22 protein-coding genes are annotated in these 22,974 nt (G+C 66.4%); 18 read left to right on the forward strand and 4 right to left on the reverse strand.

What is annotated here, in order from left to right; translation table 11 throughout:
• The first annotated feature begins 85 nt into the window (after positions 1-85).
• From rsmD to AC5P99_RS08015, 6 genes are all read left to right on the forward strand, one after another.
• Complete coding sequence (gene rsmD / locus AC5P99_RS07990; protein WP_005412982.1) at positions 86-664, forward strand: 16S rRNA (guanine(966)-N(2))-methyltransferase RsmD; 579 nt, start codon at positions 86-88, stop codon at positions 662-664.
• Positions 665-690: 26 nt separating this feature from the next.
• Positions 691-1,200, forward strand: coding sequence for a pantetheine-phosphate adenylyltransferase (coaD, locus tag AC5P99_RS07995; RefSeq protein WP_005409091.1), 510 nt, complete (start codon positions 691-693; stop codon positions 1,198-1,200).
• A 60-nt stretch (positions 1,201-1,260) separates the two neighbouring features.
• Positions 1,261-1,752 (forward strand): hypothetical protein, encoded by a 492-nt coding sequence (locus AC5P99_RS08000; protein ID WP_005409092.1) that lies wholly within the window; start codon positions 1,261-1,263, stop codon positions 1,750-1,752.
• A gap of 132 nt (positions 1,753-1,884) precedes the next feature.
• Positions 1,885-2,166 carry a YfhL family 4Fe-4S dicluster ferredoxin gene (locus AC5P99_RS08005; RefSeq protein ID WP_049404607.1) on the forward strand — a complete coding sequence of 94 codons (282 nt, stop codon included), beginning with the start codon at positions 1,885-1,887 and terminating at the stop codon, positions 2,164-2,166.
• Positions 2,163-3,893 (forward strand): gamma-glutamyltransferase, encoded by a 1,731-nt coding sequence (ggt, locus tag AC5P99_RS08010; RefSeq protein WP_024958359.1) that lies wholly within the window; start codon positions 2,163-2,165, stop codon positions 3,891-3,893. Before AC5P99_RS08005 ends, ggt begins: the two co-directional genes overlap by 4 nt.
• A gap of 120 nt (positions 3,894-4,013) precedes the next feature.
• A complete protein-coding gene (locus tag AC5P99_RS08015) occupies positions 4,014-4,901 on the forward strand; it encodes an MBL fold metallo-hydrolase (protein ID WP_005412984.1) in 888 nt (295 codons plus the stop codon).
• 308 nt (positions 4,902-5,209) lie between these two features.
• Here AC5P99_RS08015 and AC5P99_RS08020 read toward each other — a convergent pair whose 3' ends face one another.
• Positions 5,210-5,503 carry a PsiF family protein gene (locus AC5P99_RS08020; RefSeq protein ID WP_005412985.1) on the reverse strand — a complete coding sequence of 98 codons (294 nt, stop codon included), beginning with the start codon at positions 5,501-5,503 and terminating at the stop codon, positions 5,210-5,212.
• A 60-nt stretch (positions 5,504-5,563) separates the two neighbouring features.
• Here AC5P99_RS08020 and AC5P99_RS08025 point away from each other — a divergent pair, with 60 nt between their 5' ends.
• Positions 5,564-5,989: an ArsR/SmtB family transcription factor gene (locus AC5P99_RS08025; protein WP_254919412.1), complete on the forward strand. Its 426-nt coding sequence runs from the start codon at positions 5,564-5,566 to the stop codon at positions 5,987-5,989.
• Entirely contained in the window at positions 5,970-6,449 is a 480-nt protein-coding gene (locus AC5P99_RS08030) for an SRPBCC family protein (protein WP_024956419.1), read from the forward strand. Before AC5P99_RS08025 ends, AC5P99_RS08030 begins: the two co-directional genes overlap by 20 nt.
• A 63-nt stretch (positions 6,450-6,512) precedes the next feature.
• Here the strand turns inward: AC5P99_RS08030 and upp are convergent, their stop codons facing one another.
• Positions 6,513-7,145, reverse strand: coding sequence for a uracil phosphoribosyltransferase (gene upp / locus AC5P99_RS08035; protein WP_005416149.1), 633 nt, complete (start codon positions 7,143-7,145; stop codon positions 6,513-6,515).
• Positions 7,146-7,361: 216 nt separating this feature from the next.
• Here upp and AC5P99_RS08040 point away from each other — a divergent pair, with 216 nt between their 5' ends.
• From AC5P99_RS08040 to AC5P99_RS08055, 4 genes are read left to right on the forward strand one after another with little or no spacing between them, the layout of a single operon-like run.
• Positions 7,362-9,896, forward strand: a complete 2,535-nt coding sequence (locus AC5P99_RS08040) for a TonB-dependent receptor (RefSeq protein ID WP_407073042.1) — start codon at positions 7,362-7,364, stop codon at positions 9,894-9,896.
• A gap of 29 nt (positions 9,897-9,925) precedes the next feature.
• The gene (locus AC5P99_RS08045; protein WP_088435621.1) at positions 9,926-11,011 is read left to right on the forward strand and encodes a phytase; all 1,086 of its coding nucleotides are present in this window, start codon (positions 9,926-9,928) and stop codon (positions 11,009-11,011) included.
• Positions 11,012-11,025: 14 nt separating this feature from the next.
• On the forward strand, positions 11,026-12,375 hold the full coding sequence (locus tag AC5P99_RS08050; RefSeq protein WP_217482223.1) for a purple acid phosphatase family protein: 1,350 nt from the start codon (positions 11,026-11,028) through the stop codon (positions 12,373-12,375).
• A gap of 13 nt (positions 12,376-12,388) precedes the next feature.
• Positions 12,389-13,003: an inorganic diphosphatase gene (locus tag AC5P99_RS08055; RefSeq protein ID WP_012479786.1), complete on the forward strand. Its 615-nt coding sequence runs from the start codon at positions 12,389-12,391 to the stop codon at positions 13,001-13,003.
• Between the two features lie 19 nt (positions 13,004-13,022).
• Here the strand turns inward: AC5P99_RS08055 and AC5P99_RS08060 are convergent, their stop codons facing one another.
• Complete coding sequence (locus tag AC5P99_RS08060) at positions 13,023-13,607, reverse strand: hypothetical protein (protein WP_088435618.1); 585 nt, start codon at positions 13,605-13,607, stop codon at positions 13,023-13,025.
• A 109-nt stretch (positions 13,608-13,716) separates the two neighbouring features.
• Between AC5P99_RS08060 and AC5P99_RS08065 the strand changes: the two genes are divergently transcribed.
• A complete protein-coding gene (locus tag AC5P99_RS08065) occupies positions 13,717-15,132 on the forward strand; it encodes a cryptochrome/photolyase family protein (protein WP_495213020.1) in 1,416 nt (471 codons plus the stop codon).
• A gap of 139 nt (positions 15,133-15,271) precedes the next feature.
• Positions 15,272-15,967 (forward strand): YiaD family glycine zipper/OmpA-like lipoprotein, encoded by a 696-nt coding sequence (locus AC5P99_RS08070; protein ID WP_005409106.1) that lies wholly within the window; start codon positions 15,272-15,274, stop codon positions 15,965-15,967.
• Between the two features lie 179 nt (positions 15,968-16,146).
• Here the strand turns inward: AC5P99_RS08070 and AC5P99_RS08075 are convergent, their stop codons facing one another.
• Positions 16,147-17,178, reverse strand: a complete 1,032-nt coding sequence (locus AC5P99_RS08075) for a LysR family transcriptional regulator (RefSeq protein ID WP_005409107.1) — start codon at positions 17,176-17,178, stop codon at positions 16,147-16,149.
• Between the two features lie 147 nt (positions 17,179-17,325).
• On the opposite strand from AC5P99_RS08075, the gene AC5P99_RS08080 reads away from it, so the two are divergent.
• The 4 genes from AC5P99_RS08080 (at position 17,326) to AC5P99_RS08095 (ending at position 22,918) form a co-directional block, all read left to right on the forward strand.
• Entirely contained in the window at positions 17,326-17,553 is a 228-nt protein-coding gene (locus tag AC5P99_RS08080; protein WP_088435616.1) for a hypothetical protein, read from the forward strand.
• Positions 17,550-18,320 (forward strand): SDR family NAD(P)-dependent oxidoreductase, encoded by a 771-nt coding sequence (locus tag AC5P99_RS08085; RefSeq protein WP_005409109.1) that lies wholly within the window; start codon positions 17,550-17,552, stop codon positions 18,318-18,320. The genes AC5P99_RS08080 and AC5P99_RS08085 overlap by 4 nt, the downstream gene beginning before the upstream one ends.
• A 91-nt stretch (positions 18,321-18,411) precedes the next feature.
• Entirely contained in the window at positions 18,412-19,635 is a 1,224-nt protein-coding gene (locus tag AC5P99_RS08090) for an efflux RND transporter periplasmic adaptor subunit (protein WP_495213021.1), read from the forward strand.
• Positions 19,636-19,747: 112 nt separating this feature from the next.
• Positions 19,748-22,918 (forward strand): efflux RND transporter permease subunit, encoded by a 3,171-nt coding sequence (locus tag AC5P99_RS08095; protein ID WP_495213022.1) that lies wholly within the window; start codon positions 19,748-19,750, stop codon positions 22,916-22,918.
• Positions 22,919-22,974: the final 56 nt, after the last annotated feature.

Here is a 22,974-nt window from a genome sequence, read left to right on the forward strand (position 1 = left end):
GCTTCGACGGGTGCCGGGCAAAGCCCGGCCGAACTACAATCCCGCTCATGCTGAAATTCTCGAATGAACCCCGCCGGGGGCGCCTGTGAGCGGCCGTGGGGGCAACGACGGCCAGGTCCGCATCATCGGCGGTCGCTGGCGCAATACCCGCCTGCCGGTGCCGACCCTGCCGGGGCTGCGGCCCAGCAGTGACCGCGTGCGCGAGACCCTTTTCAACTGGTTGATGCCCAGACTGGGCGGCGCGCGGGTGCTGGACCTGTTCGCCGGCAGTGGCGCGCTGGGCCTGGAGGCGGTTTCGCGCGGTGCTGCCCACGCCACCCTGGTCGAGCGCGACGCGCAGCTGGGACGCAATCTGAGCGCGGCCGTGGCGAAGCTCCAGGCCGCCGATCAGATCACCGTGGTGCAGGCCGATGCCCTGCGCTGGCTGCAGGGCGCGCCCGCGCAGCAGGCCGATCTGGTCTTCATCGACCCGCCGTTCGCCGATGGCCTGTGGCAGGACGTGCTGGCGCAGCTGCCTCGGCACCTGGCCGCCGATGCCTGGCTGTACCTGGAATCGCCGGCCGGCCACGTGCCGGTGCTGCCGCCGGACTGGCTGCTGCACCGCGAGGGCGGCACCCGCGAGGTGCGCTTTGCCCTGTACCGCCGCGCCACTGCTACACTTTGACCTCATCTGAACATCTGCATCCGCCCATGACCGTGGCCAACCGCCGCATTGCCGTCTATCCCGGCACGTTCGACCCGATCACCAACGGTCATATCGACCTGGTCAGCCGGGCCGCGCCGCTGTTTGAAAAGGTCGTGGTGGGCGTGGCGCAGAGCCCGTCCAAGGGCCCGGCGCTACCGCTGGAGCAGCGCGTGCAGCTGGCGCGTGGCGCACTGGGGCACCATGGCAACGTCGAGGTCATCGGCTTCGACACCCTGCTGGCCCATTTCGTCCGTTCGGTCCAGGGCGGGGTGCTGCTGCGTGGCCTGCGCGCGGTGTCCGATTTCGAGTACGAGTTCCAGATGGCCAGCATGAACCGTCACCTGATCCCCGAGGTCGAGACCCTGTTCCTGACCCCGGCCGAGCAGCACAGCTTCATTTCGTCCTCGCTGGTCCGCGAGATCGCGCGCCTGGGCGGCGACGTGTCCGGTTTCGTGCCGGCCGCGGTGCTCGAAGCCCTGCGCAAGGTCCGCGAAGCGAAGGCGGCACAGTCGTAAGTCCTGCTGTACCCGCACCCCATTACGCACAACACCACGCACCATTCCGGGAGGAAACCCATGAACACCACCATGCGCGCGATGCTGATCGCTTCGTTGGCCCTGGCCTTCACCGCCTGCAAGAAGGAAGAGGCCGCTCCGGTCGACGAGGCCAAGCAGGCCCTGGTCGCCCCGGCCAAGGACGACGATGCGGGCTGGAAGAAGTACCTGCAGGAAGTGGCCATCCAGAACATGGGCAACATCACCAACAGCCCGTTCCTGTACTACCTCTCCCCGGAATCGGACCCGGACTTCCAGGCCAAGTACGAGCGCCAGACCGAGAGCGCGACCCAGGCTGTGGCCCGTGGCGTGCAGCCGGGCAACATGCTGGCCTTCGGTTCGTCGGCCTCGGGCAAAATGGCTGACATGATCCAAGCCGTGTTCAAGGACGTGTCGCCGGATTCGATGAAGGGCGTGCGCGTCGTCTTCATCGGCCAGTCGGCCGACAACGCCCGCGTTCAGGCTGCGATCCAGCCGACCGGTGCCGAGTACATTTTCGTCGAAGCTAAGTAAGACCGAGCCATGGCGGCCATGCTCCGGCATGGCCCGGGCGGCGTCCTGCAAGGGCGCCGCTGATGACCTGACCGGCCCGCGCGCCCGCGCTGGCCGGTCCTTTGTCCCAAGGCGCGGGCGAGGAGTATCGCCGTGTCGCTGAAAATCAACGAGCTCTGCGTCAACTGCGACGTATGCGAGCCGGCCTGCCCGAACCAGGCCATTGCGATGGGTGAAACCATCTACGTGATCGACCCTGCGCGCTGCACCGAATGCGTGGGTCATTTCGACGAGCCACAGTGCGTGGTCGTCTGCCCGGTCGAGTGCATCGATCCGGACCCGGAGATCGTGGAAACGGAAGACCAGCTGCTGGCCAAGCTGCGCCAGCTGCAGCACGATCACCCCGAACTCTACGCGGAGTCCCCATCCGAATGAAGACGCTGATCGTCCGCCCTCTATTGCTGCTCGGCCTGCTGCTGAGCCCGATTGCCTGGGCCGACAGCCCGGCCCGTGCCGAGCGCCCCGACGGCGCGGCCATTGCCAGCGGCCACGCGCTGGCCACCCAGGCCGGCATCGACATCCTGGCGCAGGGCGGCAACGCCTTCGACGCCGCGGTGGCGGTATCGTCCACGCTGGCGGTGGTCGAGCCGATCAGTTCCGGGTTGGGTGGCGGTGGCTTCTTCCTGCTGCACGACGCGGCCACCGGCAAGGACGTGATGCTGGACGCGCGCGAGACCGCGCCGGCCGCGGCAACGCCGCAGGCCTTCCTCGACAAGCAGGGCAACCTCGACCGTGACCGCTCGGTCAACGGTGCGTGGTCGGCCGGTATTCCGGGCCTGCCTGCGGCGCTGGTCGAGCTGTCGGCCAAGCACGGCAAGCTGCCGCTGTCTGCATCGCTGCAGCCGGCGATCCGCATCGCGCGCGAAGGCTTCCCGGTCTACGACCGCATGGCCAAGGGCTATGCCTCTCGCCGTGAGGTGATGGAGCGCTATCCCGGCACCCGTGAGGTCTACCTGCGCAACGGCAAGCCGATCGCCAGCGGTGACCTGTTCAAGCAGCCGGAGCTGGCACAGACGCTGGAGCGCTTGGCCGCAGGTGGCTTCGATGGCTTCTACAAGGGCCAGACCGGAAAGCTGTTGCTGGCCGGCGTGAAGCAGGCCGGCGGCAAGTGGACCGCTGAAGAGCTGGCCGGCTATCGCGTGAAGCAGCGCGAACCGATCGTGTTCAACTACAACGGCTGGAAGATCACCACCGCGCCGCCGCCGTCGTCCGGTGGCATCGCGCTGGCCAGCATGCTGCAGATCCTGGAAGGCTGGGACATCAACAAGATGGACCCGGCGCACCGCACCCACCTGGTGGTGGAGTCGATGCGCCGTGCCTACCGCGACCGCACCTTCTTCCTCGGCGATCCGGACTTCGTGCAGATCCCGCAGAAGGTGCTGACCAGCAAGGACTACGCACAGGGCCTGCGGGCGACCATCCATCCGGAAAAGGCCACGCCCAGCGACCTGCTGTCGGGCAACCCGACGCCGCTGGAAGACGACGAGACCACGCACTTCTCGATCATCGATCGCGACGGCAACCGCGTCGGCGCGACCCAGACCGTCAACCTGCTGTACGGCTCGGGGCTGATTCCGAAGGGCACCGGCGTGCTGCTGAACAACGAGATGGACGACTTCGCGCTGAAGCCGGGCACGCCCAACGCGTTCGGCGTGATGGGCTACGAGGCCAATGCGCCGAAGGCGGGCAAGCGCATGCTCAGCTCGATGACCCCGACCTTCATGGAGAACGCCGACAAGGTGGTGGTGCTGGGCACCCCGGGTGGCAGCCGCATCATCACCATGGTGCTGCTGGGCATCCTCGGCTACGACGCCGGCCTGGACGCGCAGCAGGTTGCCGCGCTGCCGCGCTACCACCACCAGTGGCTGCCGGACCTGATCGAAGCAGAGGACGATGCATTCGACGCGGCCACGGTGAAGCAGCTGCAGGCGATGGGTCACAAGATCGACCTGCCGGGCAATGTGGCCGCCGGGGGCCGCGGGTCCAGCCACGTGTGGGGCAACCTGCAGACCGTGGAATGGGACCGGAAGGCCAACAAGCTGTTTGGCGGCAGCGACCCGCGCAACCCGGTGGGCAGCGCCCTGGTCGTGCCGGCACGCTGATCCAGTCGTGCCGGCCGCTGGCCGCCAATCTGGCTGTTTACCGAAACCCCGCCCTTGACGGCGGGGTTTTCTGTTTCCTTTCTAGCGATTATTTAACGAGCCGGCGCCGATAATCGACACATGAAACTCTGGTCTATTCGTGGAAACTCGCAGCGCCTCGACGGCGGCGCGATGTTCGGCAACGCGCCGCGCGCGTTGTGGGAAAAATGGGCGGCACCGGACGAGCTCAATCGCATCGAGCTGGCCTGCCGTGCGCTGCTTGCCAGCCCGCTGGAAGGCAAGACCGTGCTGTTTGAAACCGGTATCGGGGCGTTCTTCGATCCGCGCATGCGTGAGCGCTATGGCGTGCAGGAAAGCCAGCACGTACTGATCGATTCGCTGCGCGAAGCAGGTTTCGAGCACGAGGACATTGATGTCGTCGTGCTCAGCCACCTGCATTTCGATCATGCCGGTGGCCTGCTGGCGGCATGGAGCGAAGGGCGTGAGCCGGAACTGCTGTTCCCCAATGCGACTTATGTGGTCGGTGCGCAGCATTGGCAGCGCGCCATGCAGCCGCATCCGCGCGACCGTGCCAGCTTCATTCCGGAGCTGCCTGGCCTGCTGCAGGCCAGCGGTCGCCTGGAAGTAGTGGACGGCGAGTATTCGAAGGTTCTGGGTCGCAGCGTTCGCTTCAGCTACAGCGATGGCCACACGCCGGGGTTGATGCTGGCCGAGATTGTCGGCCACGCGCACGCCGGCGAAGATGCGCACGGCGGGGTGGTGTTCTGTGCCGACCTGATTCCGGGGCGCTCATGGGTACACGTGCCGATCACCATGGGCTACGACCGCAATGCCGAGCTCCTGATCGACGAGAAGCGGCAGTTCCTTGAGGACAAGCTGGCGCGCAACGTGCATCTGTTTTTCACCCACGACCCGCAGGTGGCGCTGGCGCAGCTGGGTCGCGATGACAAGGGGCGTTTCGTGACCCTGCACGAGCAGGGTGAACTGAAGGCGCGCGCGCTGGGGTGACGGGTGTTCGGCAGGGCTGCTCCCTGCACCTGGACAAGCCGAAGCAAGATCAAGAACGGCATTCCGTGGGATGGCGGGGCGGTGCGGGTGGTCAGGACACGCCGTAAACCCATCCATGGGGGCTCGATGGCGCCATCCACGGCGCCTGCCCACCCACACCGCCCCCACCTCTGACAGGTGGCCGGTGGCTATTGGTGGGTGCCGACCGTTGGTCGGCACATCTGTCAGATATCGATATTCAAATGGGGTCGAATGCCATTGCTGTGCAACGGGCTCTGCCCCCATTCGATTGAACTGGACGAGCGATGCTACGACGCCTTCAGGCAGCTGCTCATGAAGGTCTTGCGCGCGTCACCGGCCAGCTTCTTGGCACCCGCGTCAGCATTGCACTTGCGCATGCGTTCCTGTTGCGCGTTGGCCGGCTTGGCTTCGGCAGCGTGGCCACTGAGGCAGGAACTCTGCGCGGTCTTGTAGGCGTCACCCTTCAAGCCCTTGTTCTTGGCCGAGCAGTCGGCCATGCGCTGCTGCTGCGGCGTGGTGGCATTGGCAGCCAGGGGCAGGCCGACCAGCAGGACAGCGGCCAGCAGGAAAGAAGCTTTCATCGAGAGCACTCCAAGCGGTGGCGGGTGCGCGGAGCATTGGCCTGCAGGCAGCAAGGCCACGTGAAGAATCGTGCCTCGGCAGCGAGCGCTTGCAGGGGCATTCAGATCGGCGTATTACTTAGCCATATGGGTAAGTATGATCCCGCCATTCAAGACGTGTTCCAGGCACTGGCCGACCCCACCCGATGCGCGATCGTGGCGGCGCTGGGGCAGGGGCCGCGCACGGTGTCGACCTTGGCCGAGCCTTTTGAGATGGCCTTGCCCTCGCTGATGAAGCATCTGGCCGTGCTGGAGCGCAGTGGCGTGGTGCGCAGCCGCAAGCAGGGGCGTGTACGCACCTGCGAACTGGTGCCGGAACGGTTGGGCCAGGCCGAGCAATGGCTGGCCGCGCAGCGCGTCGTGTGGGAGGCGCGCGCCGACCGCATGGTCGAGTTTGTCGAAACCCTTCACCGACAGGAGCAGGCCCATGGCCGTAGACGCAGGTAACAACCCCGAGACCGATCTGGTCATCAGTCGCGTACTGAACGCACCGCGCGCCGCCCTGTGGCGGGCGTGGACCGACCCGGAGCTGCTGCGCCAGTGGTGGTGCCCGAAGCCGTGGTCCACCGAAGTGCGTGCCTTCGACCTGCGCCCGGGCGGCGCCTTCCACACCTTCATGCAGGGCCCCGACGGCGGCAGCAGTGACAACCCGGGCAGCTTCCTGGAGATCGTGCCGCAGCAGCGTCTGGTGTTCACCTCGATGCTGGGCCCGGGCTGGCGGCCGCAGTCACCGTGGCTGGGCTTCACCGCCATCATCTCGATGGAGGATGAGGGCCAGGGCTGTCGTTACACCGCGCAGGTGATGCACCCGGACAAGGCCCTGCGCGACCAGCATGAGCAGATGGGCTTCTTCGACGGCTGGAACACCGTCATCGGTCAGCTGGAAGCGTTCGCGGCCGGCCTGTAGGCCGGCATCCGGGGTGGGGTCAGAGCCCTTTCTGCGAAAGGGATCCGACCCCGGTTCACCGGATCAACCGACGCGGGTACCGAAGATGCGGTCACCGGCATCGCCCAGGCCGGGCAGGATGTAGCCCTTGTCGTTGAGCTGGGCATCGATGGCCGCGGTGTAGATTTCCACGTCCGGATGCACGGCCTTGACTGCTTCGATGCCTTCCGGCGCGGCCACCAGGAAGATGCCCTTGATGCGGCGGGCGCCGGCACGCTTGAGCATGTCGATGGTGGCGATCAGGGTGCCGCCGGTGGCCAGCATCGGGTCCAGGATCAGCGCGTCGCGCTCTTCCAGGCGGCCGGTCAGGCGCTCGAAGTAGGGCACCGGCTGCAGGGTTTCCTCATCGCGCTGCAGGCCGACCACGCTGACGCGTGCCGCCGGGATCAGCGACAGCACGCCGCTGAGCATGCCCAGGCCGGCGCGCAGGATCGGCACCACGGTGATCTTGGCGCCGGCGATGCGCTGCACGGTGACCGGGCCGGCCCAGCCGGCCAGGGTGTGCGGCTCGGTGTCCAGGTCGGCGGTGGCCTCGTAGGCCAGCAGCGTGCCGAGCTCGTTGGCCAGTTCGCGGAAATCCTTGGTGCTGAGCGCAGCGTTGCGCATCAGGCCGATCTTGTGCTGCACCAGCGGGTGGCGCACTTCGACGATCTTCATGGTCGGGAAGGGGGATAAGGAGAGAGGACGCCATTTTGCCGGATTGGGCGCCCAACCCCAAACCGGGGCCGGAGACGGCCTGCATGAAATGTGCAGATGCATGTCATTGCCATGCAACCTTGCGGACATACCGTGCAGACCCATTCTTAACAGGAATGGGGATTCCCAGTGCATATCAAGACTCCGTTGGCCGTTGCCATCACCCTGACCCTGGCGATGGGGGCTGCTGCACCACTGCAGGCCGCCGGGCAGCAGGCGGTCGCCGCCACCGGTGCAGTGGCCGCCGATGCGGTCGACCTGGACCGCATTGAAGTGCGCGCCCAGCTTGAATCGCAGATCCGCGCGGTGGACCTCAAGCGCAGCAGCAACGCCATCGAGGATGCGGTGTCGTCCGACGCGCTGGGCCAGTACCCGGACAAGAACGTGGCCGAGTCGCTGCAACGCCTGCCGGGCATCAGCGTGACGCGCGACCAGGGCGAGGGCCGCTACGTGGTCGTGCGCGGACTGGATGCCAACCTCAACAGCGTCAGCGTCGACGGCATCGCCATCGGCACACCGGACAACTCCAGCCGCGCCGCACCGATGGACGTGATCCCGTCCGATTCGACCGAGCGCCTGCGCGTGATCAAATCACCGACCCCGGACATGCCGGGCGACGCCATTGGCGGCGCGATCCTGGTCGAGACCGCCTCGGCGTTCGACCGCGAGGGCCGCAGCCTGCGTGGCAAGATCGAAGGCAGCCACCAGCAGCTTTCGGGCGAGACCAGCCCGAAGGCCGCGTTCAACTACAGCGAAGTGTTCAACGACACCTTCGGCATTGCCGCCGGCGTGAACTACCAGAAGCGGACGTTCGAATCGGACAACAGCGAAGTGGAGTACGGTGATGTCAGCGGGAACAAGGATCCGACCACCACCCGCCCGGGCGAAATCACCGCGCTGAACCTGCAGAACCGCAAGTACGAGATCGAGCGCAAGCGCATCGGCGCCAACCTCAATTTCGACTGGCGCCCGAACGAGGACAGCCGTTACTACCTGCGCACGCTGTACAGCCAGTTCGACGATGCCGAAACCCGCCAGCGCGTGATCTTCAACTTCAACAGCGCCGACATGATCGCCACCGGCACCGACCAGTATCGACTTGCCGGCATGCCGAAGGATTCGATCGACAAGCGCATGCGCTACCGGACCAAGGAAGAGAACACCTTCGCCGCCAGCCTGGGTGGCGAGAACAAGCTGACCGACGCGGTACTGGACTACAAGATCGGCTATACCCGTACCGAAGAACGCGTGGACGACGAGATCGAGTCGCGCTTCAAGCTCAACGGCAAGGCCTTCAATGGCACGTTGGACCAGCGTAGCCGCCTGCCCACCTACACCTTCGACAACGATCAGTGGCTGGACAACGCCAACTACAAGTTCGACCGTGTGGTGGCCAAGCCGAAGAAGGTGGACGACGAGGAGCGCAGCGCGCAGGTCAACATCCGCTTCGACGGCGACAACAGCAGCTACAAGTTCGGCCTGCTCGGGCGCTGGCGCGACCGTGACGTGAATGTCGATGAGGCGTCGCTGCGCGTGGGTCCGGCGATCAAGCTCAGTGACTGGACCACCGGCTCGCCGGAACATCGCCACGGCCCGATGGGGCAGGGCATGGACTCGTCGGCGATGCGCAGCTACTGGTCGCAGCACGGTGGCGAATACAGCGCGCGTCCGCAGGATGTCGGTGGCAACGCCGCGACGTCTCTGGAAGGCGACTACACCGCGCGCGAAGACGTGTTCGCCAGCTATGCGATGGGCACCTGGGACATCGGTGCGCTGCGCGTGATCGGCGGCGTGCGTGTGGAGAACACCCGCTTCAGCGCCACCGGCAATCGCGTGGACGTGGCCAAGGACGGGCGCTCCTACACCGCGACCCGGGTCACCGCCAGCAAGAGCTACAACAACGTACTGCCGGGCCTGCACCTGCGTTACGACGCCAGCGACGACTGGGTATTCCGCTTCGCCGCCAACAAGACGGTGGCGCGCCCGGGCTTCGGCGATGCCTCGCCGCGCATCGGCCTGGCCCGCAACGACAATGAAGTGCGCCTGGGCAATCCGGAGCTGGATCCGTACGAGTCGACCAACATCGACCTGTCGGTGGAGAAGTACATCGGCGACAGCGGCATCCTCTCGCTGGGCGTGTTCCACAAGTCGATCGACGGCTACATCGTGCAGGTCCGCCAGGCCGGCGCCGACGGCATCTACGACGGCCTGCCGGTGGTGACCTCGGTCAATGGCGACAAGGCCAAGGTGCGTGGCGCCGAGTTCAACTGGCAGCAGCAGCTGTCGTTCCTCCCGGCTGGCTGGGATGGCCTGCTGGTGGGTGCCAGCGGCACCTGGCTGGACACTGATTTCGACCCGGGCCTGGCCAAGCGCGCCGGTGAGGACTTCACCCTGCCGCGCGCCTCGAAGAACGTGTACAGCGCGCACATCGGTTACGAGAAGTACGGCCTGAGCACCCGCGTGGCAGCCGTGCACCGCAGCGAGTACCTGGATACCCTTGGTGCCGGCCGTGCCTTCGACATCTACGTAGCGCCGAACACCCAGCTCGACTTCTCGCTTGACTACAGGTTCACTCCGCGCGTGAGCATGTATTTCGAGGCACAGAACCTGCTGGACAAGCCGCTGGAGCTGTACCAGGGCACGCGCTCGCGCACCCTGCAGATGGAAGAATATGGCCGCACCTACGCACTGGGCCTGAAGGTGGCACTGTGAGCGGGCCTCGCATCACCCTGCTGGCCACCATGCTGGCCGTGACGTTGGTGGCCGGCTGTACGCCGGCCAACGGCAATGATCCAGCCGTGGCCAAGCCCGGAGCGAAGACCACGAACGAGCGTGCGGTGACCACCATCGCCGAGGCATTCCTTTCACCGATGACGCCGGCTGACAACATCGATTCGCCTGCCGCCTGGCGTGCACCTGACGGAAAGCTGTGGCTGATCGCCACTGCCAAGGCCACCGACAAGCTGGTGGTCTACGACGGCAGCAGCGGCCAGCACCTGCGCGACGTAGGCAGCAGCGGCACCGCGCCAGGGCAGTTCGATCGCCCAAACGGCATCGCGGTGACCGACGATCTGCTGTGGATCGTGGAGCGCGACAATCACCGCGTGCAGGTACTGAGCCTGCCGGACTTCACTCCACTGGCGACCTTCGCTGCGGACGACCTGCGCAAGCCGTACGGACTGTGGGTCGACCGCCGTGCCGATGGCTACAGCGTCTACGTGACCGACTCCTGGGACAACGGCGAGGATGCACAGGGCCGTGACATCCTGCCGCCGCTGACCGAGCTGGACAAGCGCGTGCGCCAGTACCAGGTGACCCGCGATGGCGCGAAGGTCGAAGCGAAGCTTGTGGCCAGCATCGGTGATACCACTGAGGCGGGTGCCCTGCGCGTGGTCGAGTCGATCTGGGGCGACCCCGAGAACGATCGCCTGCTGATCGCCGAAGAGGACGAGGGCTACGCCAGCGAGTTCAAGGTCTACACGCTGGCCGGGCGTTTCACCGGCACCACCTTCGGCCGCGACGTGTTCAAGGCGCAGGCCGAAGGCGTAACCCTGCGCACCTGCGGCAAGGATGGTTGGTGGATCACCACCGAACAGGGCAAGCAGCGCAGCGTGTTCCACCTGTTCGACCGCCACACCCTGAAGCCGGTCGGCGCGTTCCAGGGCAATACCGTGGCCAACACCGATGGCATCTGGATGATGCCGCAGCCCAGCGCGCGCTTCCCGCACGGCGCGTTGTATGCGGTGCATGACGACCAGGGCGTGGTGGCGTTCGACTGGGAGAGCATTGCCAAGCAGTTGGCATTGCCGCTGGAGTGTGGTTCGTGAGCGGTCGTTGCCTGATGCGTACGTTGGCGCTGGGCCTGCTGCTGGCGGTGCCGTCGTTGTGCTTCGCGGCGGCTGAAGCGAACACCCAGGTGCCGGCGGGCAGCCGCCACTACGCAGCGACGACGGTGCCGGACCGCATTGTCGCTTCGCCGGCAGTCGATCCCGGCCATGGGTTCGCCGTGGCCTGGCGCACCGACGGCAGCGTGCAGGCGCCGCTGCTGGAGATTGCCCTTGCCGGTGATTCACCGGCCATCGAGGGCATCCGCCAGGTGCGCGCCACGACCCGCGCGCTGCAGACCGAGAACGGGCTGTCGCACCACCACCGCGCTGATGTCAGCGGCCTGCGGCCCGATACCCTGTACGTCTACCGCGTGCAGGGCAACGGCAGCTGGAGCGCCTGGAACCAGCTGCGCACGCTGGCTGCGCCCGACCAGCCGCTGACCCTGCTGTACTTTGGAGATACCCAGAACAAGAACGTGAGCCATGTCAGCCGCGTGGTGCGCGCCGCGCAGAAGGCCGCACCCGAGGCGCGCCTGAGCCTGTTCGCTGGCGATCTGGTCAGTGGGGGCGATGGTGCCGATGACAGCGAGTGGGGCGAATGGTTTGCCGCCACCGGTTGGCTGGCGCAGGAAACCCTGGTCGCGCCGGCGATCGGCAACCACGAGTATGTCGAGGAGTTCGAGGACACTCCGCAGGAACGCCGCGTGCTGGGCAGGCACTGGCCGGTGACGTTCGCGCTGCCGGGCAATGGGGCATCCGCCGCACAGCAGACCAGCTACTGGTTCGATGCGCAGGGCGTGCGCGTCGCCGTGGTCGATGGCACGTCGGCACTCGACCTTGGCACGGCCAAGGCGCAGGCGCAGTGGCTGGACAAGGTACTGACCGGCAATCCGCAGCCGTGGACGCTCGTGCTGCTGCACCAGCCGTTCTATTCGCCGCGCGAAGGGCGCGAGAACGCCGCATTGCGTGACGTGCTGCTGCCGGTGGTTCGTCGCCACAACGTCGATCTGGTGCTGCAGGGCCACGATCACACCTATGGCCGCCGTGGTGAAGGACAGGCCGCGACGCCGCAGTATGTGGTGACCGTGGCGGGGCCGAAGCAGTACCGTCTCTCCGACGAGGCACGTAGGACGATGGATCCGGTGGCCGAGGACACCCAGCTGTTCCAGGTGTTGCACATCGATCCGCAGCACTTGCGCTATGAAGCCCGCACGGTGACCGGGCGACTCTACGATGCCTTCGAGCTGCGTCGCGACGCCAAGGGCGGCAAGCAGCGCACGGAGCTGACCGAAGGCCGCATCACGCCGCGTGACTGCCCGCGCGCGCAGACTGCCAAGGGCCGCGCCGATCGCTGCTGGGAATGAGGAGGAGATCCAGATGAAAACCGTGCACCGTCTTGTCCCCATGGCTGCCATCGGCGGGGCCCTGCTCCTGCTCGCGACCGCGGTGGCCGCCGCCGATGGCGTGCTGCACCCGTTCCTGGTGGCGCAGCCGAAGCAGGCGCCGCAGGAAGTGAACCTGGCGGTGGAGATTCCGGCCGGCAGCTTCACCAAGTACGAGATCAAGGAGGACGGCCTGGTGCACGTGGATCGCTTCCAGTCGATGCCGGTCGCCTATCCGGCCAACTACGGTTCGATGCCGCGCACGTTGGCTGGCGACAACGATCCGCTGGACGCGCTGGTGCTGACCCGTGAACCCCTGCATCCGGGCGTGATCGTGCGCTTCCGGCCGATCGGCTACCTGAAGATGGTCGACGGCGGCGAGCACGACGAGAAGATCATCGGCGTGCCGACCGACAAGGTTGACCCGACCTACGCCAACATCCGCGACCTGGCCGATCTGCCGGAGATCGAACGACAGCGCATCGAAGCGTTCTTCCGGGTCTACAAGGACCTGCCGGCCGGGCGCAACCCGGTGCAGCTCAACGGTTGGGGCAACGCTGCCGAGGCGCGGACGCTGATCAGCGAAGCGATGAAGCGCTTCGAAAAATAGATCCACGCCATGGCTGGATTCAGTCCAGCAACGTCTCGATGAACGACTCGGCCCGCAGGCGGTCGCCCAGTACCCGGGCCACCGCCTGTACGGCTGCGTCCTGGTGTTCAGGACGGATGCCGCCATCGTCATCGTCGTTGTAGAGGTCATCGCCGGCATCGAGGTACACCGTGCCTGCAGCAGCCAGAGCCGCCATCAAGGTTGGCACATCGGCAGTGATCTCGCCGGCATCCAGCAGGCCGGCACCGTGGTGGCTGAACAGCACACGGCCGTCGTCCAGGTCGAGGATGAACGGATCAGCGCCGCGATCGGCAATCACCAGCCAGTTCGATGGCCAGTCGTTGATCCGTTCGCCGCTGACGCCATGCCATCGATAGCCGGCCTGCTGGCTCCACAGGCGCTGCAGTGGCGGTATCCAGACATCAAGGCCGGGAACGGTGATGCCGGCGCGGCCAACCCTGGCATTGATCTCTTCGCCCAGCGGCCCGACCTGCGCGTAGAACGACGCCAGTGCCGTGGGCAGCGGGAACGGGCCCTGCCAGTCACGCTCGTGCTGCGCATGCAGCGGCCCGAAGCGGGCGAATGAGGCGTGCAGATCATCCATGTCAGAGTCCAACGGGTAGCGGCCGTGCAGCCTAGCAGACGGCGTCTGCGCGCATCTCCTTCACCACCGCTGGCTATCATGTGCGCCTTCCACAACGAAGGCAGTGCCTGTGTCGGTAGCGTTGGTATGGTTCCGCCGTGATCTGCGGCTGCAGGACAATCCGGCCCTGCAGGCCGCGCTGGATGCCGGTCACGACGTGGTGCCGGTCTACATCCATGCGCCGCACGAAGAAGGTGAGTGGGCGCCGGGTGCTGCCTCCGATGCGTGGCGCCACCCTTCACTGGCCGCGCTGGATGCGGACCTGCGCACGCGCGGTTCCTCGCTGGTGCTGCGCAGTGGTGACAGCCTGCCGGCCCTGCAGTTGCTGATCGCGCAGACCGGCGCCGAGGCGGTGTACTGGAACCGCAAGTACGAACCGGCCACCCAGCCACGCGACGCCACCATCAAGCGCATGCTGCGCGAGCAGGGCATCGACGCGCAGAGCTGCAATGGCAGCCTGTTGTTCGAGCCTTGGGACATCGCCACCCAGCAGGGCCAGCCGTACAAGGTATTTACGCCGTACTGGCGCAATGTACTCAGTCATTGGCGCCTGCCGGCACTGCAGGCCGCACCGGAAGCACTGGCGCCGCACGCGGCCGACAGCCTGGCATTGGATGATCTCCAGCTGGCGCCGACGCTGGACTGGGATACCGGCTTCTGGGAGCACTGGCAGCCGGGTGAAGCCGGTGCGCTGGAAGCACTGTCCGTCTTTGAAGACGGTGCCCTGCGCGGATATCGCGAGCAGCGTGACCTGCCGGACCGTGTCGGGACCTCGCGGCTGTCGCCGCACCTGCATTTCGGCGAAATCGCACCCTGGCGGATTGCCCATGCGCTGGAAGGGCTGCGTAGCGCCGGCACCGACGCCGACATCGACGGCTACCTGCGCCAGCTGGGCTGGCGTGACTTCGCCTACCACCTGCTGCATCACTTCCCGAAGACGCCCACCGACAACCTCAACCCGCGTTTCGATCGCTTCCCATGGGCAACGCCCAGTGAGGCGCAGCTGTACGACTGGCAGCGCGGCAACACCGGCGTGCCGATCGTCGATGCCGGCCTTCGCGAGCTGTGGCACACCGGCTACATGCACAACCGGGTGCGGATGATCGTGGCCAGTCACCTGTGCAAGCACCTGCGCGCGCACTGGCTGCATGGCGCACGCTGGTTCTGGGACACCCTGGTCGATGCCGACCTGGCCAACAACACCATGGGTTGGCAGTGGGTGGCCGGGACCGGTGCCGACGCGGCACCGTACTTCCGTGTGTTCAACCCCGTGACCCAGGCCGAGAAGTTCGATCCGCAGGCACGGTACATCAGCCGCTGGGTGCCCGAACTCGCCGCGCTGCCGGTGAAGGCCCGGTTTGCGCCCTGGCAGCATCCGCTGCTGCTGGCGGCACATGCCCCGGGGTATCCGCCTACGCCGCTGGTGGACCTGGCCGCGGGCCGCGACGCCGCATTGGCGGCTTACCGGCAGTCGGGGGCGGGGTAAAGGGCGACCTGAGCGATCTGGTCAGTTAGCTGAACGCGGCCCTGTCGGTGTGCCCGATCATCATTCCGGCATCGCATCGGGCTGTTTATTCTCTTTGCGCCCGCAGGCCGCCGGCCGACCGGAAACCAAGGAGAACCTCATGATCCGCAACACCACCCGCAACGTCGCACTGGCCCTGATGAGCGCGGCCGTCCTGTCGGCCTGCGCCACCGGCGGCTCCTACGTACAGAGTGACCAGTACGGCAACCCCACCGAGCAGCAGAACCGCACCGGGCGCAACGCCCTGATCGGTACCGCCATCGGCGTGGCAGCCGGCCTGCTGACCGGCGACAGCGCCACCGAGCGCCGCCAGCATGCCCTGATCGGCGCCGGTATCGGTGCGCTCAGCGGCGCCGCCGTCGGCCAGTACCAGGATCGCCAGGAACGCGCACTGCGCGAGCGCACTGCCAACACCGGCATCGATGTGCAGCGCCAGGGCGACAACATCATGCTGAACCTGCCGGACGGCATCACTTTCGACTTCGGCAAGTCGACCCTGAAGCCGCAGTTCTACGGCGCGCTCAATGGCGTGGCAGGCACCCTGCGTGACTACAACCAGACCATGATCGAAGTGGTCGGCCACACCGACAGCATCGGCAGCGATGCGGTCAACAACCGCCTGTCGAAGGAACGTGCCGACTCGGTCGCGCAGTACCTGATCGGCCAGGGCGTGCAGAGCGTGCGCATCGAAACGCTGGGCGCCGGCAAGTCGTACCCGATTGCCGACAACAGCACCGACGCCGGCCGCGCCAAGAACCGCCGCGTCGAGATCCGGGTGATTCCGCTCAAGCAATAACGCGTAGCGTTACTGCTTGAGCCGGTCCGGCCATCGGCCGGAACGAAAATGCCGCCCTTGCAGGCGGCATTTTTGTGGGTGCCGAGCGTTGCTCGGCACGCCGATAGCGCATCCCTCTGTAAGCCATGCCGACCAAGGTCGGCAACTACCAGGAGATGGGTAGGCGCTCTTGTTGCAGGCTACGCCGCAGAAGCGGCCACCTTCTCCAGGATCCGCTTGCCGCTGCTTTCCAGAGCGGCGTCTTCCTTTTCCTTCTGCTGCTGCGCCAGCTTAGCGCCCGGGCACTGCGCCAGCATGTAATTGGCGTCAAAGTTGAGCTTTTCGACCAGGAAGTCGACGAACGCACGCACCTTCGGCGAGACCAGGCGGCCGCCGGCGAACACGGCGTTGAAGTCCACTTCCGGGCCGGTCCAGCCGGCCAGCACGCGGCGCACCATGCCCGATTCAACGAACGGCTTGGCCATCACGTCGCCGGTCAGCAGCAGGCCTTCGCCACAGACCAATGCACCATTCAACGCAGACATGTCGTTGGCGGTCATCAGCGGGGTGACCGGGAAGTCACGCAGCTCGCCGCCGTTCTCGCCCAGCTGCCAGGTGAAGCGCGGCGAATTTCCGGTGTGGTACGGCTTGCGCATCGCCAGGATGCGATGGAACTGCAGCTCCTCCGGATGCAGCGGCTCGCCGTAGCGCTCGATGTAGGCCGGGCTGGCGAATACCTGCGTGCGCAGGCTGCCCAGCTTGCGCGCGACCAGGTTCGAATCGGGCAGGGCACCCACGCGCAGCGCAAGGTCCGCTTCGCCGGCAATCAGGTCCAGCTTTTCGTTGCCCATGTGCATGTCCAGGCGGATCTCCGGATACTGCGCATGGAACTGGCCCAGCAGCGGGGCGATCCAGGTGATGCCGATCGAATAGGGCACGGTGAAGCGCAGCCAGCCGCGCGGGCCGGACTGCAGCTGGCTTACCGCGCTCTCGGCCTCTTCCAGTTCGCGCGCGATGCGCTGGCAATGTTCGTGGTAGATCGAACCGGCTTCGGTCAGGCCGAGGCGGCGCGTGGTCCGGTGCAGCAGGCGCGCGCCCAGGCGCGTTTCCAGCTCCTGCACTTTGCGGCTGACCGTGGTCTTGGGCAGGCCGAGCGATTTGGCAGCGGCAATGAAGCTGCCTTGCTCGACCACTTTGACGAAGATCAGCGTCTCGTTGAGATCGTGGGACATGGTCGGGGATCCTGGACGTCGGGGATGGGACAATCGTGACAGAACGATTGGACCGGGAGCGGGATGATTATTCCCCTTAATCAGGACTAATCAAGTAAAGGTTTGAGGTCTATCGTGGCGCCATTCGTTAATTGGAGCCCGTCCGCCATGAGCCTGCGCAACATTCTTGCCCGACTCCGGAATGCCGGCCAGAACACCCTGGACCTGGCGATGACCGTCGAAGCCCGTCCGAGTTCCTTGGTACACAAGGACTTTCGTGAGTTTACCGCGCCCATGCGTCAGCAGCGTGGCGGTGCCATCCGCCTGGCCGCTCACAAGGGTGACCGCCTGCGCCGAATCGGGACTATCCCGGATTTGGGAGGAAATGTCCCGTGAATGGGATGCTGACGCCTGAAGTCCTGGTCCTGGGCGGCACCGGTGCCGTCGGCCAGGGTGTGGTTGGCGCGCTGCTGGAGGCCGGCAGCCCGGTGCTGGTTGTCGGCCGCGATCCGGGCCGGCTGGCGGCGCTGCACGAGCAGTTCGCTGACGAGCCGGGCCTGGAGACGCTGCTGGGGTCGCTCAGCGACGACGGATCGGCGCGCGCGCTGGCCGAACGCATCGCGCAGCGCCCGCGCCCGTTGGCGGCGGTGATCGCCGCAATGGGTGGACCGTACCGCCGCGGTCGCGTGGTCGACCGCAACGGTGACGAACTGATGGGCGCGATGCAGGCCGATCTGATGCCGCACGTGCACGCGGTGCGTCACCTGCTGCCGCTGCTGCAGGACAACGTGCATGCGCGCCGCTACGTGATGATCGGCAGCCCGGCCAACGCCAAGCCATGGGCGGGCTACGGCGAGACCTCGATCACCACCGCCGCGCTGCGCATGTACGCGCAGGTCGTGCACCAGGAAGCGCAGGCGCTGGGCGTGCGCGCGCAGATGCTGGAAGTCTGCAGCCCGGTGTGCACCCCGGCCAATGCGGCCAATGCCTGCATCGAGTGGCCCAGCTCGCTGCTGGTGGGTCGCCGCGTTGTGTCGCTGCTGGATGGTTGCCGCGACAACCGTGCCATCGTCCGCTGTGACAGCAGCGATGCCGAACTGCCGCGCGGCCTGCTGCACCTGGAAGTTCCCCCTTTGTGGCGCGATACCGCAGGCGTCGCTTGACCTCGACCATGGTTGAGGTCGCAGGATACGCCGCCGATTTTTGCAACACGTTCTCATATAGCTGTACCACCCCTCCGTACGGATGCATGCCATGACTTCCCCCAATACCACCCCACATCGTTTCGGCCATCGCATTGCGATGGTCGGCGTGTCGATCCTCGCCGCAGCCGTGCTTGCGGCCTGCAGCGGCGGCCACGCCGAAGAAGCCGGTGCACCGCCGCCGCCGCAGGTCAGCGCCGCGCCGGTACTGGTCAAGCAGGTCAGCCAGTGGGACGAGTTCAGCGGCCGCGTCGAAGCGGTGCAGAGCGTTGAACTGCGCCCGCGCGTGTCCGGCTACATCGACAAGGTCAACTACGTCGAAGGCCAGGAAGTGAAGAAGGGCGAAGTGCTCTTCACCATCGACGCGCGCAGCTACCAGGCCGAGTACGATCGAGCGGCTGCCGAGCTGGCCCGCGCCCGCACCCAGGCCACGCTGGCCCGCAGCGAGTCCGAGCGCGCCAAGCGACTGTCCGAGCAGCAGGCGATCTCCACCGAGACCGCCGAACAGCGTCGCGCGGCCGCCGACCAGTCCGGTGCCGCCGTGCAGGCCGCGCAGGCTGCGCTGGACGCGGCCCGGCTCAACCTGGAGTTCACCAAGGTGCGTGCACCGATCGACGGCCGTGCCGGTCGCGCGATGGTCACCGCCGGCAACCTGGTCACCGCCGGCGACAGTGCCAGCGTACTGACCACGCTGGTCTCGCTGGATACCGTCTTTGTCTACTTCGATGCCGACGAAAGCACCTTCCTGCGCTACGCCCAGATGGCACGCAAGGGCGAGCGCCCGAGCGAGCGTGACAGCGAACTGCCGGTGAAGGTTGGCCTGTCCGGCGAAGAGGGCTACCCGCACTCGGGCAAGGTCGACTTCCTCGACAACCAGGTCGCCCGCAGCACCGGCACCATCCGCGTCCGCGCACTGCTGGACAACGCCGACCGCCAGTTCACGCCGGGCCTGTTCGCCCGCGTGCAGCTGCTCGGCAGCGGCCAGTTCCAGGCGCTGCTGATCGATGACAGGGCCGTGCTGACCGACCAGGACCGCAAGTACGTCTACGTGGTCGACAAGGATGGCAAGGCCCAGCGCCGCGACATCCAGCTCGGTCGCACCGCTGATGGCCTGCGCATTGTCGAACACGGCCTGGCCGCGGGCGACAAGGTGATCATCGACGGCGTGCAGAAGGTCTTCATGCCGGGCATGCCGGTGCAGGCCAAGGCGGTGGCGATGCAGGCACAGCCGGCGCCGGCACCGGGCCGCGATGCCACCGCCGCCCTGAAGCACTGATCCGCGTCCCCGCTTAGCTGCCGGCGCCAGCGGCAGCCTTCCCTGCCTTCGTCATTTCGGCGAGGGGCAGGGTGGCTGTTGCCCGCCGAATGCCTTTCCCAGGAATTCCTCCATGGACTTTTCCCGTTTCTTCATCGACAGGCCGATCTTCGCGGCGGTGCTGTCGATCGTGATCTTCGCCGCAGGCCTGATCACGATTCCAATCCTGCCGATCAGCGAGTACCCGGAAGTGGTGCCGCCGTCGGTGGTCGTGCGCACGGTCTATCCGGGCGCCAACCCCAAGGTCATTGCCGAGACCGTCGCCACGCCGCTTGAAGAAGCCATCAACGGCGTCGAAGGCATGATGTACCTGAAGTCGGTCGCCGGTTCCGACGGCGTGCTGCAGATGACCGTCACCTTCCGCCCGGGCACCGACCCGGACGCAGCGGCGGTGAAGGTGCAGAACCGCGTGGCGCAGGCGCAGGCGCGCCTGCCCGAGGACGTGCGCCGGCAGGGCGTGACCACGCAGAAGCAGTCGCCGACCTTCCTGATGGTGGTGCACCTGACCTCCCCGCAAGGCAAGTACGACACCCTGTACCTGCGCAACTACGCCCGCCTGCACGTCAAGGATGCGCTGGCGCGCATTCCGGGCGTCGGTGATGCGCAGATCTTCGGTGGTGGCGACTACGCCATGCGCGCCTGGCTGGATCCGGACAAGGTGGCTTCGCGCGGCCTGACCGCCAGCGACGTGGTGCGCGCCATGCGCGAGCAGAACGTGCAGGTGTCGGCCGGCCAGCTCGGCGCCGAACCGCTGCCGGACAGCAAGTTCCTGACCCTGATCAATGCCCAGGGCCGGCTGAAGACCGAAAAGGAATTCGGCGACATCGTGCTCAAGAGCGGCACCGATGGCGAGATCGTGCGCCTGTCCGACGTGGCCCGCCTGGAACTGGGTGCGGGCGACTACACCCTGCGCTCGCAGCTGGACGGCAAGAACGCGGTCGGTATCGGCATCTTCCAGTCGCCGGGTGCGAACGCGCTGGAAATCCGTGACCAGGTCATCTCGACGATGGACGAGATGCAGAAGACCATGCCGGCCGACGTGAAGTACGAAGCGGTGTATGACACCACCATCTTCGTGCGCGACTCGATCAAGGCCGTGGTCTCCACGCTGCTGGAAGCGATCGCGCTGGTGGTGCTGGTGGTGATCCTGTTCCTGCAGACCTGGCGTGCCTCGATCATCCCGTTGATCGCGGTGCCGGTGTCGGTGGTGGGTACCTTCGCCGCGCTGTACCTGCTGGGCTTCTCGATCAATACGCTGAGCCTGTTCGGCCTGGTGCTGGCGATCGGCATCGTGGTCGACGACGCGATCGTGGTGGTGGAGAACGTCGAGCGCAACATCGAGGAAGGTCTGTCGCCCACCGCCGCGGCCCACCAGGCCATGCGCGAAGTGTCCGGCCCGATCGTGGCGATCGCGCTGGTGCTGTGTGCCGTGTTCGTGCCGATGGCGTTCCTGTCCGGTGTCACCGGCCAGTTCTACAAGCAGTTCGCGGTCACCATCGCCATCTCCACGGTGATCTCGGCGATCAACTCGCTGACCCTGTCGCCGGCCCTGGCCGCGCGCCTGCTGAAGGCCCACGGCGCACCGAAGGATGGCCCGAGCCGCCTGATCGACCGCGTGTTCGGCTGGGTGTTCCGCCCGTTCAACCGCTTCTTCAAGTCCAGCTCGGAGAAGTACGAGCGTGGCGTGGCCCGCATCCTCGGCCGACGTGGCGCGGTGTTCGTGGTCTACGCGATCCTGCTGGTCGGTACCGGCGTGATCTTCAAGCTGGTGCCGCCGGGCTTCATCCCGACCCAGGACAAGCTGTACCTGATCGCCGGCGTGAAGCTGCCGGAAGGTTCGTCGATCGCGCGTACCGATGAAATGCTGCGCAAGGTGGCCAAGATCGCCCAGGAAACCGATGGCGTGGCCCACACCATCTCGTTCCCGGGTTTGAACGCGCTGCAGTTCACCAATACGCCCAATACCGGTGTGGCGTTCATTCCGCTCAAGCCCTTCGCCGAGCGTCATGGCCGTACCGCTGCGCAGATCAATGCCGAGATCAACCAGAAGATCGCCGGCCTGCAGGAAGGCTTCGCCTTCGCGATGATGCCGCCGCCGATCCTCGGCCTGGGCAACGGCAACGGCTACCAGATGTTCATCGAGGACCGCGGCAACCTGGGCTACGGCGCGCTGCAGAATGCGGTGCAGGCGATGCAGGGCACCGTGGCGCAGACGCCGGGCATGGCCTTCCCGATTTCCAGCTACCAGGCCAACGTGCCGCAGCTGGATGCCGAGGTCGACCGCGTCAAGGCCAAGGCACAGGGCGTGCAGCTCACCGAACTGTTCGACACCCTGCAGACCTACCTGGGTTCGGCCTACGTCAACGACTTCAACCAGTTCGGCCGTACCTGGCAGGTGATCGCCCAGGCAGACGGTCCGTTCCGCGAGACGGTCGAGGACATCGGCAAGCTGCGTACCCGCAACGACCGCGGCGAGATGGTGCCGATCGGTTCGATGGTCACCATCAAGCAGACCTTCGGCCCGGACCCGGTGCTGCGCTTCAATGGTTACCCGGCAGCGGACCTGGCCGGTGAAGCCGACCCGCGTTTGCTGTCCTCGGCCGAGGCGATGACCAAGCTGACCGAGATCGCCGGCAAGGTGCTGCCGGTGGGCATGACCACCGAATGGACCGACCTGAGCTACCAGCAGGCGACCCAGGGCAAAGCCGCCTTCATCGTGTTCCCGGTGGCGATCATGCTGGCCTTCCTGGTGCTGGCCGCGCTGTACGAGAGCTGGTCGCTGCCGCTGGCGGTGATCCTGATCGTGCCGATGACCCTGCTGTCCGCGCTGTTCGGCGTCTGGCTGACCGGCGGTGACAACAACGTGTTCGTGCAGGTCGGCCTGGTGGTGCTGATGGGCCTGGCGTGCAAGAACGCGATCCTGATCGTCGAGTTCGCCAGAGAACTGGAGATGGGCGGCAAGGGAATCGTTGAAGCTGCGCTGGAAGCCTGCCGCCTGCGCCTGCGCCCGATCGTGATGACCTCCATCGCATTCATCGCCGGCACCGTGCCGCTGGTGCTGTCGCACGGTGCAGGTGCCGAGGTGCGCTCGGTGACCGGTATCACCGTGTTCGCCGGCATGCTGGGCGTGACCCTGTTCGGCCTGTTCCTCACCCCGGTGTTCTACGTGGCCCTGCGCAAGTTCGTCACCCGCAACGGTGGTGGCCAGCTGGTGCAGCACGGCGAGCCGACCATCCACCACTGACATGGAACCCCGTCGCCGCCGGTCAATGGCCGGCGGCGGCTTCCCCCTCACAAGGC

The sequence above is a fragment of the Stenotrophomonas sp. YJH_SMC_80 genome, assembly GCF_059372495.1.

Bases quoted from the DNA above. Each gene is read 5' to 3' on its own strand.
- coaD (WP_005409091.1), top strand. From the start codon at position 691: ATGACCGTGGCCAACCGCCGCATTGCCGTCTATCCCGGCACGTTCGAC.
- AC5P99_RS08000 (WP_005409092.1), top strand. From the start codon at position 1,261: ATGAACACCACCATGCGCGCGATGCTGATCGCTTCGTTGGCCCTGGCC.
- ggt (WP_024958359.1), top strand. From the start codon at position 2,163: ATGAAGACGCTGATCGTCCGCCCTCTATTGCTGCTCGGCCTGCTGCTG.
- AC5P99_RS08015 (WP_005412984.1), top strand. From the start codon at position 4,014: ATGAAACTCTGGTCTATTCGTGGAAACTCGCAGCGCCTCGACGGCGGC.
- AC5P99_RS08020 (WP_005412985.1), bottom strand. From the start codon at position 5,503: ATGAAAGCTTCTTTCCTGCTGGCCGCTGTCCTGCTGGTCGGCCTGCCC.
- AC5P99_RS08030 (WP_024956419.1), top strand. From the start codon at position 5,970: ATGGCCGTAGACGCAGGTAACAACCCCGAGACCGATCTGGTCATCAGT.
- upp (WP_005416149.1), bottom strand. From the start codon at position 7,145: ATGAAGATCGTCGAAGTGCGCCACCCGCTGGTGCAGCACAAGATCGGC.
- AC5P99_RS08040 (WP_407073042.1), top strand. From the start codon at position 7,362: ATGGGGGCTGCTGCACCACTGCAGGCCGCCGGGCAGCAGGCGGTCGCC.
- AC5P99_RS08045 (WP_088435621.1), top strand. From the start codon at position 9,926: ATGCTGGCCGTGACGTTGGTGGCCGGCTGTACGCCGGCCAACGGCAAT.
- AC5P99_RS08050 (WP_217482223.1), top strand. From the start codon at position 11,026: ATGCGTACGTTGGCGCTGGGCCTGCTGCTGGCGGTGCCGTCGTTGTGC.
- AC5P99_RS08055 (WP_012479786.1), top strand. From the start codon at position 12,389: ATGAAAACCGTGCACCGTCTTGTCCCCATGGCTGCCATCGGCGGGGCC.
- AC5P99_RS08060 (WP_088435618.1), bottom strand. From the start codon at position 13,607: ATGGATGATCTGCACGCCTCATTCGCCCGCTTCGGGCCGCTGCATGCG.
- AC5P99_RS08070 (WP_005409106.1), top strand. From the start codon at position 15,272: ATGATCCGCAACACCACCCGCAACGTCGCACTGGCCCTGATGAGCGCG.
- AC5P99_RS08075 (WP_005409107.1), bottom strand. From the start codon at position 17,178: ATGTCCCACGATCTCAACGAGACGCTGATCTTCGTCAAAGTGGTCGAG.
- AC5P99_RS08080 (WP_088435616.1), top strand. From the start codon at position 17,326: ATGAGCCTGCGCAACATTCTTGCCCGACTCCGGAATGCCGGCCAGAAC.
- AC5P99_RS08090 (WP_495213021.1), top strand. From the start codon at position 18,412: ATGACTTCCCCCAATACCACCCCACATCGTTTCGGCCATCGCATTGCG.
- AC5P99_RS08095 (WP_495213022.1), top strand. From the start codon at position 19,748: ATGGACTTTTCCCGTTTCTTCATCGACAGGCCGATCTTCGCGGCGGTG.